Origin of the sequence: Conexibacter woesei DSM 14684, from assembly GCF_000025265.1 — a bacterium.
Lineage (GTDB): Bacteria > Actinomycetota > Thermoleophilia > Solirubrobacterales > Solirubrobacteraceae > Conexibacter > Conexibacter woesei.
On sequence record NC_013739.1, the window covers coordinates 1,365,152 to 1,383,837 of the forward strand.

General features: G+C 75.7%; 15 protein-coding genes. 9 read left to right on the forward strand and 6 right to left on the reverse strand.

The window, feature by feature from the left end:
* Positions 1-155: 155 nt before the first annotated feature.
* Entirely contained in the window at positions 156-1,394 is a 1,239-nt protein-coding gene (locus tag CWOE_RS06490; protein ID WP_148260913.1) for an acyltransferase family protein, read from the forward strand.
* Between the two features lie 14 nt (positions 1,395-1,408).
* The gene (locus CWOE_RS06495) at positions 1,409-2,569 is read left to right on the forward strand and encodes a GAF domain-containing sensor histidine kinase (protein WP_012932776.1); all 1,161 of its coding nucleotides are present in this window, start codon (positions 1,409-1,411) and stop codon (positions 2,567-2,569) included.
* On the opposite strand, the gene CWOE_RS30325 is transcribed toward CWOE_RS06495, so the two are convergent.
* Both CWOE_RS30325 and CWOE_RS06505 read right to left on the reverse strand, forming a co-directional pair.
* Positions 2,553-3,101 carry a helix-turn-helix transcriptional regulator gene (locus CWOE_RS30325; RefSeq protein ID WP_012932777.1) on the reverse strand — a complete coding sequence of 183 codons (549 nt, stop codon included), beginning with the start codon at positions 3,099-3,101 and terminating at the stop codon, positions 2,553-2,555. The genes CWOE_RS06495 and CWOE_RS30325 overlap by 17 nt on opposite strands.
* 200 nt (positions 3,102-3,301) lie before the next feature.
* The gene (locus CWOE_RS06505) at positions 3,302-3,988 is read right to left on the reverse strand and encodes a response regulator (protein ID WP_012932778.1); all 687 of its coding nucleotides are present in this window, start codon (positions 3,986-3,988) and stop codon (positions 3,302-3,304) included.
* A 169-nt stretch (positions 3,989-4,157) separates the two neighbouring features.
* Here CWOE_RS06505 and CWOE_RS32535 point away from each other — a divergent pair, with 169 nt between their 5' ends.
* Positions 4,158-5,303: a hypothetical protein gene (locus CWOE_RS32535; protein WP_012932779.1), complete on the forward strand. Its 1,146-nt coding sequence runs from the start codon at positions 4,158-4,160 to the stop codon at positions 5,301-5,303.
* The gene (locus CWOE_RS32540; protein WP_012932780.1) at positions 5,300-6,874 is read left to right on the forward strand and encodes a phytoene desaturase family protein; all 1,575 of its coding nucleotides are present in this window, start codon (positions 5,300-5,302) and stop codon (positions 6,872-6,874) included. The genes CWOE_RS32535 and CWOE_RS32540 overlap by 4 nt, the downstream gene beginning before the upstream one ends.
* On the opposite strand, the gene CWOE_RS06520 is transcribed toward CWOE_RS32540, so the two are convergent.
* Both CWOE_RS06520 and CWOE_RS06525 read right to left on the reverse strand, forming a co-directional pair.
* Positions 6,843-8,096, reverse strand: coding sequence for a serine hydrolase domain-containing protein (locus CWOE_RS06520; protein WP_012932781.1), 1,254 nt, complete (start codon positions 8,094-8,096; stop codon positions 6,843-6,845). The two genes, CWOE_RS32540 and CWOE_RS06520, sit on opposite strands and share 32 nt — an antisense overlap.
* Before the next feature lie 79 nt (positions 8,097-8,175).
* Positions 8,176-8,673, reverse strand: coding sequence for a hypothetical protein (locus tag CWOE_RS06525; protein WP_012932782.1), 498 nt, complete (start codon positions 8,671-8,673; stop codon positions 8,176-8,178).
* A 128-nt stretch (positions 8,674-8,801) separates the two neighbouring features.
* Between CWOE_RS06525 and CWOE_RS06530 the strand changes: the two genes are divergently transcribed.
* Complete coding sequence (locus tag CWOE_RS06530) at positions 8,802-10,130, forward strand: helix-turn-helix transcriptional regulator (RefSeq protein ID WP_012932783.1); 1,329 nt, start codon at positions 8,802-8,804, stop codon at positions 10,128-10,130.
* 1 nt (position 10,131) lies between these two features.
* On the opposite strand, the gene CWOE_RS06535 is transcribed toward CWOE_RS06530, so the two are convergent.
* Positions 10,132-12,846, reverse strand: a complete 2,715-nt coding sequence (locus tag CWOE_RS06535; RefSeq protein WP_012932784.1) for a bifunctional acetate--CoA ligase family protein/GNAT family N-acetyltransferase — start codon at positions 12,844-12,846, stop codon at positions 10,132-10,134.
* Positions 12,847-12,931: 85 nt separating this feature from the next.
* On the opposite strand from CWOE_RS06535, the gene CWOE_RS06540 reads away from it, so the two are divergent.
* From CWOE_RS06540 to CWOE_RS06555, 4 genes are read left to right on the forward strand one after another with little or no spacing between them, the layout of a single operon-like run.
* Positions 12,932-14,407, forward strand: a complete 1,476-nt coding sequence (locus CWOE_RS06540; RefSeq protein WP_012932785.1) for a sulfatase family protein — start codon at positions 12,932-12,934, stop codon at positions 14,405-14,407.
* Positions 14,404-15,900, forward strand: coding sequence for a sulfatase family protein (locus tag CWOE_RS06545; RefSeq protein WP_012932786.1), 1,497 nt, complete (start codon positions 14,404-14,406; stop codon positions 15,898-15,900). The genes CWOE_RS06540 and CWOE_RS06545 overlap by 4 nt, the downstream gene beginning before the upstream one ends.
* The gene (locus CWOE_RS06550) at positions 15,897-16,379 is read left to right on the forward strand and encodes a low molecular weight protein-tyrosine-phosphatase (protein ID WP_012932787.1); all 483 of its coding nucleotides are present in this window, start codon (positions 15,897-15,899) and stop codon (positions 16,377-16,379) included. The genes CWOE_RS06545 and CWOE_RS06550 overlap by 4 nt, the downstream gene beginning before the upstream one ends.
* Entirely contained in the window at positions 16,376-17,332 is a 957-nt protein-coding gene (locus tag CWOE_RS06555; protein WP_012932788.1) for a fructosamine kinase family protein, read from the forward strand. Before CWOE_RS06550 ends, CWOE_RS06555 begins: the two co-directional genes overlap by 4 nt.
* Here the strand turns inward: CWOE_RS06555 and CWOE_RS06560 are convergent.
* Entirely contained in the window at positions 17,323-18,594 is a 1,272-nt protein-coding gene (locus tag CWOE_RS06560; protein WP_012932789.1) for an SAM-dependent methyltransferase, read from the reverse strand. The genes CWOE_RS06555 and CWOE_RS06560 overlap by 10 nt on opposite strands.
* Positions 18,595-18,686: the final 92 nt, after the last annotated feature.

Here is an 18,686-nt window from a genome sequence, read left to right on the forward strand (position 1 = left end):
GGACGGCGCGCAGCTGTCCGGCGGCGAGCGCCTCGCGGAGCTGCCTGGCGAGCTGACGGCGCGGTCGCGCTAGCCTTTCGCGCTGGTTCCCGCCGGACCGATGCCCCAGTGCGCTTGAGGAGGTGCTGCTGTGGGGCACGGCGTCCGACCGGACCATGACCTCCCGCTCTCTCGCACCCACGAGCCGCGCTGCGGACGGCGCCACGAGCCGCGCTGCCGACCGCGCCACGAGCCGCGCTGCCGCGATCGACGGCGCGCGCGGCCTCGCTGCGCTCTCCGTGCTGGCGTTCCACGCCTGGCTCTACACCCGTGTGGACGTCTCGGCCGGCGCGCGCGAGACGGCGCTCGACTACGCGATGCACGAGCTGCGGCTCGGGCTCGTGCTGTTCTTCGTGCTGTCGGGCTTCCTGCTGTGGCGGCCGTTCGCCGCCGCCGCCCGCGGAGGCCGGCCGCGCCCCGGCACGCGCGAGTACCTCGTCCGCCGCGGCGCGCGCGTGCTGCCGGCTTACTACCTCGCGCTCGTCGGCTCGATCGTGCTGCTGTGGGGGGCCGCGGAGACGCCCGGCGTCCGGCTGCCCGACGCCGAGCTGCTGCCGCTGTTCCTCGTCTTCGGCCAGAACTTCAACGTCGGCTCGGTGATGAAGCTCGACCCGCCGATGTGGACGCTCGCGGTCGAGGTGACGTTCTACCTGCTGCTCCCGCTCGTCGCCGTGCTCGCGCTGCGGCTGCCGCGCGCCCGCGTCGTCCAGGCGCTGGTGCCGCTCGGCCTGCTCGCGTTCGGAGTCTGGTGGAACCACCGGATCGCGGGCGGCGGCTCGATCGTCGCGGGCAAGCTGCTGCCCGCGATGCTGCCGTACTTCGCGCTCGGCATGCTGACGGCGCTCGCGCTCGACGGCCGCCGGCCGCTGCGTCGCGCCGCCGCGTACGCGCTGCTCGCGGCGGGGCTGCTGCTCGTGCTCGGCGACGCGCTCTGGCAGGCCGACGGCGTCGCCTCCAGATCGACCTCGTACGCCTACCGGATCTGGCGCGACCTGCCGGCGGCGGCCGGCTTCGCGCTCGTCGTCGCCGTCGCGGCGGGCAGCGCCGGCGCCGGGACCGCGCTGCTGCGGCTGCGCCCGCTCGTCGCGTTCGGGACGATCTCCTACGGCGTCTACCTGTGGCACGTGCCACTGCTGCTCGTCGCCCGCCACCTCGGCCTGCTGCCGCTGCACACCTTCCCGGCGTTCGTGCTCGTGCTCGCGCTGACGGTCCCGGTCGCCGCCGCCAGCTGGCGCTGGGTCGAACGGCCGGCGATCGACCGCGCGCGCGACGTCACCCGCCGCTGGCGCGGCCCGGCCGACAGCGCGGCGCGGCGCGGCGCCGGGCGCGGCGAGCCGAGCGCCGCGCAGCGGTGATTCAATCCGGCCGGATGGCGGACGAGCCACTTGACGAAGCGCGCCTGCGGCGGCTGATCGCGGTCGGCCGGTCGCTCGTGCAGCAGCTCGACCTGGAGGCGCTGCTGGCGCAGATCGTCGCCGTCGCGCGCGAGGTCACGGGCGCCCGCTACGCGGCGATCGGCGTGCTCGACGAGGCGCGCGCCGAGCTGGAGCGCTTCCTCACGCGCGGGATCGACGAAGCCACCCGCGACCTGATCGGCGACCCGCCGCGCGGGCACGGGATCCTCGGCGTGCTGATCAGAGACCCGCGTCCGGTGCGGCTCGCCGATCTCGGCGACGATCCGCGCTCGTACGGCTTCCCGCCGCACCACCCGCCGATGCACAGCTTCCTCGGCGTCCCGATCGTCGTGCGCGGCCGCGCCTGGGGCAATCTCTACCTGACCGACAAGGAGGGCGGCGAGTTCGCCGCCGCCGACGAGGAGGCGGCGGTGATCCTCGCCGACTGGGCTGCGGTCGCGATCGACAACGCCGGCCGCTTCGAGCGGCAGCGGCTGCGCGACACGATGGCGGCGGCCGAGCAGGAGCGCCGCCGCTGGGCGCGCGAGCTGCACGACGAGACGCTGCAGGGGCTCGGCGGGCTGCAGGTGCTGCTGTCCTCGGCGCTGCGCCGCAGCAGCGAGCCGTCGCAGGTGGAGGGCGCCGTGCGTGCCGCGGTCGAGGAGATCGGGACCGAGATCGAGAAGCTGCGCACGCTGATCACCGAGCTGCGCCCGGCGGCGCTCGACGAGCTCGGCCTCGAGCCGGCGCTGGAGAGCCTGGCCGGCCGCGTCGCGGCGGTCGAGGGGATCGTCGTCACGAGCGAGGTCGTGCTCGCCGACGGCGAGCGGCGCCGTCTCCCGCCCGACCTCGAGACGGCCGTCTACCGGCTCGTCCAGGAGGCGCTGACCAACGCGGTCAAGCACGCGCGCGCCGAGCGGGTCGACGTGCGCGTGACCGAGCGGGACGGCTGCGTCGAGCTGACGGTGCGCGACGACGGCGCCGGCTTCGACGTCGGGGCGCCGCGCGCCGGCTTCGGCCTGCTGGGGATGGAGGAGCGCGTCGCGCTGGCGGGCGGCACGCTCGCGGTGCAGAGCAGACCGGGCGCGGGCACGACGATCCGCGCGACGCTCAGCGGCGCTACGCCGCGACCCTGACGAGCACCGGCTCGCCGGCGAACACGCACGCGAGCACGCCGACGCTCGCCGCGAGCGCATCCGTGTCGCGCGCGGCGCTGCCATGCAGGCCGTGCACGAGGCGCGTCAGCGTCAGCAGGCCGGGGCTCGCGATCGCGCCCTCTTCGAGGCTGCCGATGTAGTTCTTGTGCATGCCGGTCGCGTCGGCGAGCGCCGCGCGCGTCAGCTCGCGACGGCGTCGCAGCAGCCGCAGTGCGCGTCCGAGCGCCGGCGCTCCCGGCTCGGATGCTCCGGGCACGCGCTCCGCCGCCGGGACCCCGCCGCGCCGGACGGCGGTACGGCCGGCGGGCGCCGGGCGGACGAAGCTCTCGGCCAGCACGGAGACGCTGACGTCGAGTGCGCGCGCGAGCCGGGTCGCGGTCGCCAGGCCGGGGTTCGCGACGGTGCCGCGCTCGAGCGCGCCGAGGTAGTTGCGGTGGAGGCCGTCGCGCGCCGCGAGCTCGCGCTGCGTTATGCCGGCGCGGGTCCGCAGCTGGCGCAGCATGGCGCCCATCGCTTCGGCCCCGCCGAGGTCATCGGGAGCCGTCGTTGGGGTGAGGAGCGTGAGTGTGGGCATCCTGGCGCATGCTCGCTCGCGCCTGCGCCGGCTTCTAGTCCCGGTCCGAATGTTCTACGCGCTGAATGCTCAGCGCTAGGCATCCACCAATGAACCACGTCACGCGGCGGCCTGTCGAACGAACGCGCGCGATCCCGTCAGACAGGGCCGGAGCCGGGTGCCGTCGCGTCCATCAGACCGTGGTCGAGCGCGTAGCGGACCAGCTCGGCGCGCGACGAGCGGCGCACCTTCTGCTGGATGTGCGCGCGATGCGACTCGACGGTGCGGATGCTGAGGAAGAGCTGCTGCGCGATCTCGGCGTTCGTGTGGCCGAGCGCGATCAGCCGCAGGACCTCCAGCTCGCGCGCGGTCAGATCGTCGGGCGGGCCGCTCGGCGGCGGCTCGGCCGCCATCCGCGCGCCGAGCTCGGGGTTGAGGTACGTGCGGCCCTCGCGCGCGAGGCGCACCGCCTGGACCAGCTCGTCGTCGGCCGCCTCCTTCAGCACGTAGCCGCGCGCGCCCGAGCGCAGCGCCTCGCGCGCGAACGCGGGATCCTGCTGCATCGTCAGGACGACGACGGCGGTCTCCGGCAGCTCGGCGACGAGGCGCGGGATCGCCGGCAGGCTCTGCTCGCCCGGCATGTTGAGGTCGAGCACGAGCACGTGCGGATGGTGGGCGCGCACCGCGCGCTCGGCGGACGGCACGTCGCCGGCCTCGGCGACGACGGCGATGTCGGGCTCGGCGTCGAGCACCATCCGCAGCCCGCTGCGGACGACGCGGTGGTCGTCCGCGATCACGACGCGGATCTGCGCGCCATGCGCGCCGTCGCTGTCGGTCTCGGTCACGGCTCCGACGATAGCCGCAGCGGCGGTGCGCGCGCAGGCGCGCCGACCACGGTCGGCGATCCGTGCGGACTACGGATCCGTCGCCGCGTGTGCTCCGGCGCACCTCCGCGGCCAGGACCGGGTACTAGGGTCGAAGGCACAGCGTCCCGCACCGACTGGAGGTCCCCAGATGACGAGCACGACGACGAAGCGCACCGCGGCCGCGGTCGCGGGAACGGTCGGCGCGGGGCTCGTCGCGCGCCGGCTGCTGCGCTCCGACCAGGCCCGTTTCGCGCGCATGACCGGCTCCTCGATCGCCGCGCCCGACGCTGCCGGCTGGGTGACCGACTTCCTCAACGCCGCCTACTACGCGCGGGAGCCCGCCGAACGCGACGTCGACGACCTGCGGCTCGCGTTCGCGATCGTCACGACGCGCTGGCACCGGCTCGGCGGACGCCGCCTGCGGGCGCACGACATGTTCGCGTTCCACAAGGCGTTCGGCCGCCGGCGGCTGTCGGTCGCGCGCGGCTCGCGCGGCACGCTCGACCGCCCGCAGCTGTTCAACGGCGCGTCGAACCTGCTCGGCGACTGGTTCCCCGCCGCCTACGCCGACGACGCGCGCCGCGGCTGGGGGATCGCGTTCGAGACCGCGGCGGAGAAGGCGGCGTACGTACCGGAGAAGCGGCTGGAGCTGGCCAAGCTCGGCGAGCTGACGCCGGCCGCCAAGCCGCAGGCCGAGCAGGTCTGGCACACCTACGCGCCGGTCGCGGTCCCCGATGCCGACGCGATCGTCGCGGCGCTGACGCAGCCCGAGACGTGGCCCGACTACGCGACCGCGATCGGCCGCTTCACGCCGCTGCGCAGCGGCGGCCTCGCGAACCAGACGTTCGAGATCGAGGTCGTCGCGCAGCCGGTCGAGAAGGCGCCGATCTTCACGCGCGGCTACGTCACGATCACACGGCTGCTGACGCACGCCGACCCCGAGCCGCTGCGCGCCTACGTGGCGGAGCTGAACGAGGGGATGGCACGGATCGGACGCGACGAGCCGCAGCCGGTGCCCGACGACGCGACGCCGCTCGTCGCGTTCGACCTGACGACCCACGCCGGCCACTTCATGGGCCGCGGCAACAACCGGCTGCTGCTCTACACGCACGGCGGCACCGCGTACGTGCGCGCCGCCGGCACGTGGGACGAGATGCCGTGGCATCTCGACAAGGCGTACCAGTACGCCGGCGAGGAGGCGCAGCACACGTTCTGGGGGGAGGGCGCCGCGGAGGACAGCCTGCTGCACCAGCTCGCGATCCATGCCGCGAGCCACGCCGGGACGCCGACGTGAGCGCCGACCGCTTCGACGCGGTCGTCGTCGGCGCCGGACCGAACGGGCTCGCCGCCGCGATCGCGCTCGCCGAGTCCGGCCGCGGCGTGCTGCTGCTGGAGGCAGAGCAGCAGCTCGGCGGGGCAGTCACGACCGCCGAGCTGACGCTGCCCGGCTTCCACCACGACGTCTTCTCCTCCGTCCACCCGGCGGCGGTCGCCTCGCCCGTCTTCGCGCGCATGCCACTGCACGAGCACGGGCTGCGCTGGGTCCAGCCTGAGCTGCCGATGGCGCACCCGCTGGCAGGCGGCCGTGCGGCGCTGCTCGCGCGCGACCTCGACGTCACCGCCGCGAGCCTCGACGCGCTCGCGCCCGGCGACGGCGCACGCTGGGCCGAGCTGGCCGAGCCGTACCTGCGCCGCTTCCCCGCGCTGCGCGACACGATGCTCGGCGGCTTCCCGCCGCTCGCCGGCGGCGCGAAGCTGCTCGCCGGCCTCGGGCTCGGGGGCATGCTGGAGTTCTCGCGCCTGCTGCTCGGCTCGGCCGAGGGGCTGGCCGGCGAGCTGTTCAGAAGCGACGCCTCCGCAGCCTGGCTGTTCGGCGCGGCGATGCACGGCGACGTGCCGGTCACCGGCGCCGGCAGCGCGATCTCCGGTCTCTACCTCAACCTGCTCGGGCACGCGGTCGGCTGGCCGAGCCCGGAGGGCGGCGCGGCGCGCCTGACCGACGCGCTCGCGGGGCACCTGCGGGCGCTCGGCGGCGAGACGCGCACGAACGCGCTCGTCACCGCGGTGCACGCCGCCGGCGGCCGCGCGACCGGCGTCGCGCTCGCGGACGGCTCGCGGGCGGAGGCGCCGATCGTGATCCTCGACACGACGCCGCGCGCACTCGTGCAGCTCGCCGGCGACGCGCTCCCCGACGGCTACGTGCGCAAGCTGCTGCGCTTCCGCGCCGGACAGCCGACGCTGAAGCTCGACTGGGCGCTCGAGCGGCCGATCCCGTGGGAGGCGGCGGACGTCAGCCGCGCCGGCACCGTCCACGTCGGCGGCGAGGGCGCCGAGATCCGCGCCGCGCTGCTGGAGGTCGAGGCGGGGCGGCTGCCCGAGCGGCCGTTCCTGCTGCTCGGCCAGCAGTCGCTTGCCGACCCGACGCGCGCGCCGGCGGGCAAGCACACGGCGTGGGCGTACACGCACGTGCCCGAGACGGTCGACGTCGCGGCGGCGGTCGAGGCGGTCGAGGCGCACGTCGAGCGGTTCGCGCCGGGCTTCCGCGACGCCGTCCTCGCCCGCCACGTGCTCGCGCCGCCGGACCTCGAGCGGCGCAACCGCAACCTCGTCGGCGGCGACGTCGGCGGCGGCAGCTACGCGCTCGACCAGCTCGTCTTCCGCCCGCTCCCGTCGCTGAGCCCGTATCGCACGCCGCTCGGCGGCCTCTACCTCGGCAGCGCGTCGACCTTCCCCGGCGGCGCCGTCCACGGCGTGCCGGGCGACGCCGCCGCCCGCGCCGCGCTGCTCGACGCGAAGCTGGCGCGGCTCCCGCGGCCGCCGTTGCCGGGCGCGCTCACGCGGCGGCTTCCGGCCGCGCTGCGCTGAGCCGCTCGACGAGCCCGAAGCCGGTCGGGTCGGTCGCCATGCCGAGCGTCGTGCTCAGCAGCAGCGCGGCGCCGGCGCCGGCCGCGCGGTCGAACGCGAGGAACGAGCTGAAGCCGCCGGTCGCGCCGTTGTGCCAGTGGACCCGTGCACCGCTCGCGCCGGTGCCGTCGCCGGTGCCGGCGCGCTCGCCCTTCACCATCCAGCCGAGGCCGATCCGCTCGCCGCCGGACGCGTCGCGGCGCGGCTGCTGGGCGGCCTCGAGCGCGGGGGCGATCGGCGTCGCGGTGGGGTCGAGCTGCGCGCGCAGGAACCGCAGCATGTCGCGCGGGGTCGAGCGCAGGCCGCCGGCGCCGGCGAACGCGCCCATGTGCCACGGCGGAACGGGCAGCCCGCCGCGGTTGTGGCCGATCGCCCACTCGTCCTCCGGCGCGGGCGCGATGCTGGTCTGCGTCATCCCGAGCGGCCTGCAGACGCGCTCGACGACAAGCGTGCCGTAGTCGCGCCCGGCGGCGCGCGCGAGCACGTGGCCGAGCAGCCCGGCGCCGAGGTTGGAGTAGCGCCAGCGGCGCGAGCGGCGCAGCCGCACGTAGCGCAGCGAGCGTTCGAGCCGCGCGCCGTCCCACTCGGCGTAGGGGTCGGGCGGGTCGGCGGCGAGCGCGGCGAGCAGGAGCGCGCCGGGCAGCCGCGGCAGCCCCGACGTGTGGGTGCTCAGGTCGAGCAGCGTGATCGCGCCGACGCGCGGCCGCACGCCGGGCAGGAAGCGGTCGAGCGGGTCGTCGAGCGCGACGACCCCCTCGTGCACGAGGTCGGCGAGCAGGATCCCGGTGAAGACCTTCGTCAGCGAGCCGATCTCGACGAGCGAGTCGGCGTCGAGCATGCCGGCGCCGTGCATCACGATCGCCTCGTCGCGACCGGCGACGCCGATCGCGGCGACGTCGCTCCAGGCGGGGCCGAGCGGCACGCGCACCAGCTCGCCGGCGACCAGCTCGGCGACGTGGCGGTCACCGTCGCCCGCGTCGCCGGCCGCGACCCACGTATGCGGCGCAGGCGCCGAGCGGGCGCGGCGCCGGCCGCGGGCGCGCCGCGCGGCGATCAGGGCCGCGCCGAGCAGCGCGAGCAGGCCGCCGATCGCGGCGAGCACGCCGGCGCCGAGCGCGAGGCCGAACAGGGCGGTCAGCGCGCCCACGCCGAGCGCCGAATAGCGGATCCGTTCGAGCGCCATCGCGCGATGCTACGAACGCGGCGCGTGCACGTCGGTACGGCTCGCCGCACTGTCGCGGCGGGCGGCGGGCGGCGCTCGCCTACGACGCGAGCGCGCGCTCGATCGCCCGGCGGCAGCGCGCGCCGAGGTCGTCGCCGTCGCCGTCGATCAGCGGGCGGGCGGCCGCGGCCGGGGCGGCGGCGCGCAGCGCCGGACGTACGCCGGCGGGCGTGGCGACGGGGAGGATGTGGGACGGCACGCCCGCGTTCGCGAACCGCCGAGCGAGCGCATCCGCGCTCGGCGTCACGACGACCACCGGGCTCGGCGTGCACCCGTCGGTGGCCAGCGGTCCGGTCAGCTCGCCGTAGACGACGAGCAGTTGCGTGAGCTGCTCGTCGTCGAGCACGCCGGCCGCCGTCAGGTCGATGACGAGCCCGAGCCGCTCGTGCGCGGCCAGCTCGGCGATCCGCGCGGCGAGCGCTCGCGTCGCGCTCGCGTCGAGAGCGGTCGTCAGCTCGAAGACGGCGGAGCCGTCCGCCGGGAAGCTGAGCCGCCAACGCGGGCCGCGCTTGGCATCTGTGCCGTGCTCGTCGTCCATGATTCGCATTCCTTCTCAAAGCTAACGATCGCTCGCACCACCGAGGGATAGTCACGCACCACCCGAATGGTCGAACTTCGCTCTACGCAGGAACATTTGACTAATCGGCGGTGCGGTAGGGTTGCACGATGGCTCCCGGTGACGCCCGGTCCGCTGCGGACCCCGGGCCGATCAGCTACGTCCGTCTGTCAGCGGCGGTGGCCGCCGCGACGGCCGATCTCGGCGACGACGCGGCCGGCGTCCAGCACGCGCGGACGCTCGTGGTCGAGGACATGGTCCTCGTCGTCGTTCCCGGCGACACTGCGCCCGAGGTGCTGTCGGCGGCGCGCGACCGTCTCGTCCCGGTGATCGAGCGCGAGGCGCGGCGGCGCGTCGAGCGCGCGACGGTCATGACCGGCGAGCACGCCGCGACCGTGATGTTCGCGCTCGCCCACCGCGACCTCGAACCGTCAGCCGCCGCGGCGCCGACGCTGATGCGCAGCGAGCTGCACGACCGCGCCGAGATCGCGATCGACCTCGACGGCCGCATCACCGCGTGGGGGCCCGACGCCGAGTCGCTGCTCGGCTGGCCGGCCGCGGCAGGCGTCGGCGCGCCGCTGGCGATGCTCGTGTCCGAGCGCTCGGAAGTGCGCGTCGACGAGCTGCTCGCTGCCGTCACGGCCGGCCGTCCACTCGGCGATCGCCGCACCGCCTGGCGCACAAAAGAGGGGATGGTGATGCCGCTGACGCTGTCGGCGGCGCCGCTGCTGCGCGCGGGCGCGGTGATCGGCGGGGCGGTCGTGGTCGAGTGCAGCGGCCTGACCGGTTGGAGCGTCGCGGCGCACGACGAGCTGGACGTCGAGCGGCTCGCCGGCGTCGGCACGTGGAAGTGGCGCTTCGCGAGCGGCCGGATGACGTGGTCGCCGCAGCTCGTCGCGCTCCACGGCGCGGTCCACGATCCCGACGAGCCGAACGCCAACATGCTCGCCGCCTACGCCCACCCCGACGACCGCGAGCGGCTGCGCGCGGCGCTCGTGCACGCGGCGCTCGTGCCGCTGCCGGCGTCGGTCGACTACCGCCTGCTGCGGACCGACGGCCGGCTCCGCTACGTCCATCTCCACGCCGAGATCGTCTGCGACGAGAACGGCGTCGCGGAGGCGCTCGTCGGGACGGTGCAGGACGTCACCGAGCTGCGCAGCGCGGCCGACGTGGCGGAGCGCCTCGCGGCCGAGCTGGTCGCCGCCGGGCCGCCGGCGGCGGCGGGCGAGGAGGCGTTCGAGCGGCGGCTCGGCGCGCGCCAGCACGAGGTGCTCGGGCTGATGGCGGAGGGGCTCGGCAACGCCGAGATCGCCACGCGCCTGTTCCTCTCGGAGTCGACCGTCAAGTGGCACGTGAAGAAGATCCTGCGCGAGCTGCACGCGGCCAACCGCGCGGAGGCGGTCGCCCATTACGTGCGCGCGGTCGCGGCGCGCAGATAGCTCAGCGCCGCAGCGCCGGCGTCGGCACCGGCGGCGCGCTCGGCACGACCCGCACGCGCGCATCGACGACGACCGCGCCGCCGGCGTGCACGACGACGGGGTTGCAGTCCAACTCGACGACCTCGGGGTGCGCGTCGACCAGCCCGCTGACGCGCAGCACGACCTCCTCCAGCGCCTCGACGTCGACGGGCTCGGAGCCGCGGTAGCCCTCCAGCAGCGGGAACGTGCCGAGCTCGCGCAGCATGTTGCGCGCGCCGCGGTCGGTCACGGGCGCGAGCCGCACGGCGACGTCTCTCAGCAGCTCGACCGCCCGGCCGCCGGCGCCGCACGCGACGACCGGGCCGAACAGCGGGTCGGTCGTCGAGCCGACGAGCAGCTCGAGGCCGGTCGGCGCCATCCGCTGGACGAGGAAGCCGTCGAGCGCGTCGCGGTCCGTCGCGAACCGCTCGCGCATCCGCTGCGCCGCGCGGCGCGTCGCCGACGGTCCCGAGAGCCCCAGCTCGACGCCGCCGCGCTCGGACTTGTGCAGCATCTTCGGCGCGAGCGCCTTCAGCGCGACCGGCCCGTCGAGCTCGCTCGCCGCGCGCGCGGCGGCGGTCGGGCTGCGGACGACCCGCTGCGACGGCAGCGGCAGGCCGTGACAGGCGAGCAGGTCGTGCGTCGCGAGCGCGTCGAGCCAGCCGCCGCCCGGCTGCTCGGCGAGCGCCCGCGCGACGATCGCCGACGCCTCGTCGCCGCGCACGCCGTCGAGTCGCGGCACGTGCCCGCGCGGCGCTCTGCGCCAGCGCGCGTGCTCGGCCGCGCGTGCCAGCGCCCGTGCGGCGTCCTCGGGGTAGCGGAAGCTCGGCAGCGGGCCGCCGAGCCGCTCGCCCGTCATGAAGACGGGCAGCAGCGGGAGCCGGCCGGCGAGCGCGCCGGCGGCGTCGCGCAGCGCGCCGGCGACCTCCTCGGCGCGGGCGAACGGGCGCGGCACGAAGACGGCGATCACCGCGTCGACCGCGCCCGCGCGGCCGATCGCCTCGACGGCGCCGGCGAACGCCTGCGGCGTCGCGTCGACGAGCAGGTCGACGGGGTTCGCCAGTCCCGCGCTCGCCGGCACGATCGCGGCGAGCCGGCGCCGCAGCGGCTCCGGCAGCCGCGGCAGCTCCAGCCCGGCCGCCTGGCACGCGTCGGCGGCGAGGATCCCTGGACCGCCGGCGTTCGTCACGATCGCGACGCGCCGGCCGGCCGGCAGCGGCTGGCGCTCCAGCAGCGCGGCGAGGTCGAACAGCTCGCCGAGCGTGTCGACGCGCAACACGCCCGCCTGGCGGAAGAGCGCGGCGACCGCCAGCTCGGAGGAGGCCAGCAGCGCGCCGGTGTGCGAGGAGGCCGCGCGCGCTCCGGCCGCGGTACGTCCCGCCTTGACCGCGACGATCGGCTTGCGCTGGCCGACGCGCCGCGCGATGCGAGCGAACTTGCGCGGGTTCCCGAACGACTCCAGATAGAGGAGGATCGCTCTCGTGCGCTCGTCCTGCTCGCTCCATTCGAGGAAGTCGTTGCCGGACAGGTCCGCCTTGTTGCCGACCGAGACGAACGTCGAGACGCCGATCCCGAGCGCGCGCGCCTGCTCCAGCAGCGCGATCCCGACGCCGCCGCTCTGCGACAGCAGCCCGATCCCGCCGGCCGGCGGATGGCTCGGGGCGAACGTCGCGTCGAGCCGCACGCGCGGGTCGGTGTTGAGCACGCCGAGGCAGTTGGGGCCGACCAGCCGCATGCCCGCGCCGCGGCATGCGCGCAGCAGCTCGCGCTGGCGCGCGGCGCCGTCGGGACCGCTCTCGGCGAAGCCGGCCGCGAGCACCGCGAGCGCGCGCACGCCGCGCTCGCCGCAGGCGCGCGCGGCGCCGAGCACCTCGCCCGCGGGGACCGCCAGCACGGCGAGGTCGATCTCGTCGGGGACCTCGTCGAGCGAGCGGTAGCAGCGGTGGGACCCGATCGCACGGCCACGGCGCTCGACCGCGTGCAGCGCGCCGGTGTAGCCGGACGCGACGAGGTTCGCGAAGACGGCGCCGCCGATCGTCGCCGCGTCGTGCGTCGCGCCGAGCACCGCGATCGAGGCGGGCGCCAGCACCGCGTCCATCGCGGCGACGGCCGCGATCCGCTCGCGCCGGCGGAAGCGCTCGCGTGCCTCGTCGGTGAACGCGGTCGGCATCTGGACGGTCAGCACGCCCGGCTCGGCGGAGACCTGCAACGGCAGTCTGCTCTCGCGGAAGACGCCGAGCATCTTGTGGTTCTCGGGCAGCACCTCGGCGACGAACGTGCCGATCCCCTGCGCTCGCGCGCCGAAGGCGAGGTGCGCGAGCAGGATCGACGCGAGCCCGCGGCCGCGCATCGGCTCGGCGACCTCGAACGCGACCTCGGCGCTGTCGGCGTCGATCCGCGCCCACGCGGCATGGCCGACGATCTCGCCGTCGCCGGTCAGCGCCAGCAGCCCGTCGCGCTCGTGCCGGTCGACCTCGGCCGCCCAGCGCGCGGCGGCGGCGAGGTCCGCGGCGGGCGTGAAGAAGCGCAGGCGGCGCGAGTCGGCAGAGAGCGATTCGAGGAACGCGCGGACGGCCGGCAGGTCGTCGGCGTGGACGGGCCGCACGCGGATCGGCGCGCCGTCGCGCAGCGCGACGTCGACCTCGCGCGCCGCGAGCGCGGCGTCGCTCGGGACGGTCGGTTCCGTGGGAGCGGGCACGCCCCGGTGATACCCGCAGCGCGCGCGGCTGCCCCGTCCGTCCACCGACCGCACCTTTGAGCGAGCTGGCGTGTCGCAACGCTCGATGGAGCAGAGGATCGACCGCCGCACGTTGCTCGGGGCGGCCGGCGCGGGCGTCGCCGGCGGCGCGCTGCTGGCACATGTCCCGCCCGCCCGCGCCCGCGCGGCCGCGGCGGCGGCCGGTCCCAACGTGCTCGTGCTCGTGCTCGACTCGCTCCGCTACGACCACGTCGGAGCGAACGGGAACGCGTGGATCAGAACGCCCAACATCGACGCGCTCGCACGCGAGAGCGTGCGCTTCACGCGCGCCTTCCCGGAGGCGATGCCGACAGTGCCGGCGCGCCGTTCGCTCCTGACGAGCCGCCGCGTCTACCCGTGGACGACGTGGAGGCCGACGCGCAACCTGCCCGACAGTCCCGGCTGGACCGGGCTCGGGTGGAGCGAGCAGACGTGGCTCAGAGCGCTGAGAGCGCACGGCTACTGGACCGGCTACGTGACCGACAACCCGTTCCTGGCGTTCGCCTCGGCGTGGAAGCCGCTGCGCAGAGGCGTCGACCGCTTCATGCGGATCGGCGGTCAGGTCGGCGCGCTGCGGCCGGCGTCGACCGTCTCGCTCGCGTCCGCCCGCCACTGGCTTCCGCGCGACATGCAGACGGACGGCTACGTGAGCGGGATGCGCCAGCACCTCGCGAACCTCGGCGGCGCGCGCGACGAGCGCGAGCAGTGCTGCGCGCGCGTCTTCTCGCACGCGCTCGACGTGCTCGGCAGCGCCCAGCGCTCGAAGAAGCCGTTCGCGCTCGTCGTCGACTGCTTCGACCCGCACGAGCCGTGGGCGCCGGTGCGCAAGTACCGCGACATGTACGGCGACGACGGCTACAGAGCGAACGAGCCGGGCAACGTCCGCTACCGGCCGGCGAGATACCTGACCGGCGACGAGCTGCGCCGGCTGCCGCAGCTGTACGCGGCGGCAGTCACGCAGACCGACGCCTGGCTCGGCCACTTCCTCGGCCGCTTCTACGACGCCGGCCTCGCCGACAGCACCGCGATCGTCCTGCTCAGCGATCACGGGATCGTGCTCGGCGACCGCGGCTGGACGGGCAAGCCGGCGCTGCAGCTGCACCCGGAGCTGATCCAGGTGCCGTTCCTGCTGCGCGCGCCCGACCGCCGCGGCGCCGGCACGACGAGCGGCTACTTCGCCTCGCCGCACGACGTCGGCCCGACGCTGCTGGCGATGACCGGTGTGCCGCGGCCGGAGCGGATGGACGGGGCCGACCTCTCGCCGCTGCTGAGCGGTGGGGCGCCCGCGACCCCGCGGCCGTTCTGGTTCGGCGGCTACGCCAACCACTGGTACTACCGCGACGACCGCTGGGCGCTGATCGCGGACGGCAACAACAGAGGCCGCGGCCTGTACGACCTGCGCAAGGACCCCGGCGAGCGGGACAACGTCGCGTCCGAGCACCTGCGTCTGCTCGCGCAGATCCACGGCACGGTGCTGCGCGCTGCGGGGTTGAAGCGGTTGCCCTATTTTGGAGCGAGATGAAGGCCGGCCGTGCCTCCCTGGCCGCGTTCGCCGCGGCCGCACTGCTCTGCATGCTCGCCGCGCGCCCGGCCGGCGCGCAGGTCGCCCCGCCCGCGCAGCCGAACATCGTCTTCGTGCTCGCCGACGACCTGTCGTGGGATCTCGTCGAGCACATGCCGAACGTCCAGCGGCTGCGGCGCGACGGCGTCACCTTCTCCGACTACGTCGTGACCGACTCGCTCTGCTGCCCGTCGCGCGCGTCGATCCTGACGGGCAGATATCCGCACAACACCGGCATCTACCGCAACAGCGGCGCGGACGGCGGCTTCCTCGCGTTCCGCGCGCGGGGGCTGGAGCAGGCGACGTTCGCGACCGCGCTGCAGGCGGCCGGCTACCGCACCGCGCTGATGGGCAAGTACATGAACCAGTACAGCCCGGGGCGCGTGCGCGACGCGCTCGGCCGCCCGTACGTGCCGCCGGGCTGGACCGACTGGCGCGTCGCGGGCAACGGCTATCCCGGCTACGGCTACCGGCTGACGAGCGGCGAGGGCGTCGAGCGGCGCGGCCACGCGGCGCAGGACTACCTGACCGACGTGCTGCGCCGCGACGCGATCGGCTTCGTCTCCGGCGCGGTCGCGGCGGGGCAGCCGTTCCTGCTGCAGCTGTCGACGTTCGCGCCGCACACGCCGGCGACACCGGCGCCGCGCGACGAGGACCGCTTCGGCAACGCGATGGCGCCGCGGACCGCGTCGTTCGACGAGGCCGACCTCTCGGACAAGCCGCGCTGGCTGCGCGGCCACCCGCCGCTGACCGCCGCGCAGCAGTGGCGGATCGACGACCTCTTCCGCGAGCGCGTCCGCTCCGTGCAGGCGGTCGACCGCGCGATCGGCCGGCTGCGCGAGCAGCTGCGCCGGCTCGGCGTCGCCCGCAGCACGTACGTCGTCTTCAGCTCCGACAACGGCTTCCACATGGGTCAGCACCGCCTCACGCCCGGCAAGCTGACGGCGTACGACGCCGACGTGCGCGTGCCGCTGATCGTCGCAGGGCCGGGGGTGCCGGCGGGGGCGACGGTGTCCGAGATCGCCGAGAACGTCGACCTCTGCCCGACCTTCTCGGAGCTGGGCGGGGCGGTCGCGCCGGCGGGCGTGGACGGGCGCAGCCTCGTGCCCCTGCTGCATGGGAGCCCGGTCGCCGAATGGCGCGAGGCGGCGCTGATCGAGCATCGCGGGACGGTGACCTCGCCGGCGGACCCGGACTTCCCGGAGCGCGGCAGCGGCAACCCGCCGACGTACGAGGCGCTGCGCACGCGCGACGCTCTCTACGTCGAGTACGCCGACGGCGAGCGCGAGCTCTACGATCGCCGGGTGGATCCCGACGAGCTGGACAACATCGCCGCGGAGGCGCCGCCCGAGCGGCTCGCGCGGCTGTCGGCCGCGCTGCGGGCGATGCGGACGTGCGCCGGCCCCGGCTGCCGTGGTGCCGCGCCGCTGGGGACCGGGGTGCTGACCCCGTGACGCGGATCCTGTTCGTCTGCATGGGCAACATCTGCCGCTCGCCGACGGCGGAGGCGGTGATGACGCGGCTCGTCGCCGACGCCGGGCTGGCCGGCGAGGTGACGATCGAGAGCGCGGGCACGGGCGGCTGGCACGTCGGCAACGCGCCCGACGCACGCGCGACCGCCGCGGCTGGCGTGCGCGGGTTCGCGATGCAGAGCGTCGCGCAGCAGGTCTCGGCACGTGACTTCGGCGCCTTCGACCTGCTGATCGCGATGGACCGCGACAACGTCCGCAACCTGGCCCGGCTGGCGCCGGACGCGGAGGCGGCCGCGAAGGTGCGGCTTCTGCGCGAGTTCGACCCGGCCAGCGCGGGGGCGCCCGACCTCGACGTGCCGGACCCGTACTACGGCGGCGACGACGGCTTCGAGCACGTGCTCGACCTCGTCGAGGCGGCGTGCGCGGGCCTGCTCGACGAGCTGCGCCGCGCGCGAGCGTGAGCGCACCGCTCGCCGACGCGCTCGCCACCGCCCTCGGGCGCCCGGTCGCCCGCCTGACGCCGATCGCCCGCGGCGACCTCAACGACGCGTACGTGGCGACGCTCGCGGACGGGGAGCGCGTGTTCGTCAAGACGAGCGCCGACGCCGCGGTGGGAGGGTACGCCGCCGAGGCGGAGGGGCTGGCGTGGCTTGCGGACGCCGACGCGCTCCCACTCCCGCGCGTGCTGGCGGTCGGCGACGGCGCGGCGTCGCCCGCTCCCGCCGCGCCGCACGCTCCCGCGGCGTCGCACGCTCCCGCGGCGTCGCACGCTCCCGCGGCGTCGCCGGCTCCCGTGGCGCCCCGCTTCCTCGCGCTCGAATGGATCGACGCCGGCCCTGCCACCGCGGCGGCCGACGAGGCGCTCGGCCGCGGCCTCGCGGCGCTCCACGCGGCCGGTGCGCCGCAGTTCGGCGGCCCCGCCGACACGCTCCGGATCGGCCCGCTGGCGCTGCCGAACGCACCCGCGCCCGACTGGCCGGAGTTCTACGCGACGCGGCGCCTGCTGCCGCTCGCCAGAGGCGCCGCCGACCGCGGCGCGCTCCCGCCCGGAACCGAAGCCCTCCTCGACCGCGTTATCGAGCGCATGCCCGCGCTGGCCGGCCCGCCGGAGCCGCCGGCCCGCGCGCACGGCGACCTCTGGGGCGGCAACGTGCTGACCGACCGCGCCGGACGGCCGTGGCTGATCGACCCCGCCGCGCACGGCGCGCATCGCGAGCTGGACCTCGCGATGCTGCGCCTCTTCGGCGGTCCCTACCAGCGCTGCTTCGCCGCCTACGAGGAGGTCGCGCCGCTCGCCCCCGGCGCGCAGGAGCGCGTCGCGCTCTGGCAGCTCGCCCCGCTCCTGCTCCACGCCGTCCTCTTCGGCGGCGGCTACGGCGAGCGCGCCGCGCAGATCCTGCGCCGCTACGCCTGAGCCGTCTCCCGCCGCCCGTCCGCGCCGGCCGGCGTCTGGCCCGGCAGGACGTCCTCGGCGGGCAGCTGGGCGCGGACCTGGTAGATGCCGGTGAAGCCGGTGCGGAAGCCGTTGCGGGCGGCGCGCAGGTACAGCCGCCAGACGCGGATCCGCTCCTCGCCGGCGAGGCGGGTCGCCTCCGGCAGGTTCGCGTCGAGCCGCTCGTACCAGTGCTTCAGCGTCTCGGCGTAGTCGTTGGCGAAGCCGTCGACGTGCTGGGTCACGAAGCCTGCCCGCTCCAGCGCGAGCAGCACGCGCGAGAGCTGCAGCGGCTCGCCGTCGGGGAAGACGTAGCGGTCGGAGAACGGCCCCGCCTCGGGCTCGCCGTGGCGCTGGCGGGTGATGCCGTGGTTGAGCAGCCGCCCGCCCGGCTTCAGCGCGGCCGCGAGCACGCGCGCGTACTCGTCGATCTGCGTCTCGCCGACGTGCTCGACCATGCCGATCGAGGAGATCGCGTCGAACTGCTCCCCACCCAGCTCGCGGTAGTCCTGCAGGCGGATCTCGACGCGATCGGAGAGGCCGGCCGCGGCGACGCGCTCGCGTGCCAGCGCCGCCTGCGAGGGGGAGAGGGTGATCCCGACGACTTCGACGCCGTAGCGCTCGGCCGCGTGCAGCGCGAAGCTGCCCCAGCCGCAGCCGACGTCGAGCACGCGCTCGCCCTCTCTCAGCCCGAGCTTCGAGGCGACGAGGTCGAGCTTCGTCTCCTGCGCCTCCTCGAGCGTGCTCGCCCCGCGCGAGAAGATCGCGCACGAGTACGTCATCGCGTCGCCGAGGAAGAGGCGGAAGAAATCGTTGGAGACGTCGTAGTGGTGGCGCACCGCCTCCGCGTCGCGCTCGCGCGTGTGACGCTTGCCGCTGAGGATCAGCTCGGCGACAGGCTTTCTCGGCGGGCGCGTGACGCCGACGGCGCGTGCGGCGGCGACCATCAGCCTCGCCTGCGTGCGGCCGTCGACCGCGGCCGGCTTCCACGTCTGCAGCAGTCTCATCGCGAGGTCGATGTCGTCGACCGCGACGTCGCCGGTGACGTAGGCGCGGCCGATGCCGAGCTGGCCGGGCGCGCGCAGCGCGTGCGCGACGGCGGCGGGAGAGCGGACCGTGAAGACGGGCCCGCCGGGGGCGGTGGACGGCACCTCGGTGCCGTCCCAGAAACGGATCGTGAACGGACGGTCGGGGAAGGCGCGCTCGACTTCGCGGCGGAGCGGCGCGGTCACGGCGAAGGGCATGCTGCCGAGGCTATCGGTTCGACGGTTTTCGATGCAAGCCGATCGACTGCGTCTCGGTGCGCTGACGCCGACCGGCTCGCGCGCGCCGCTGC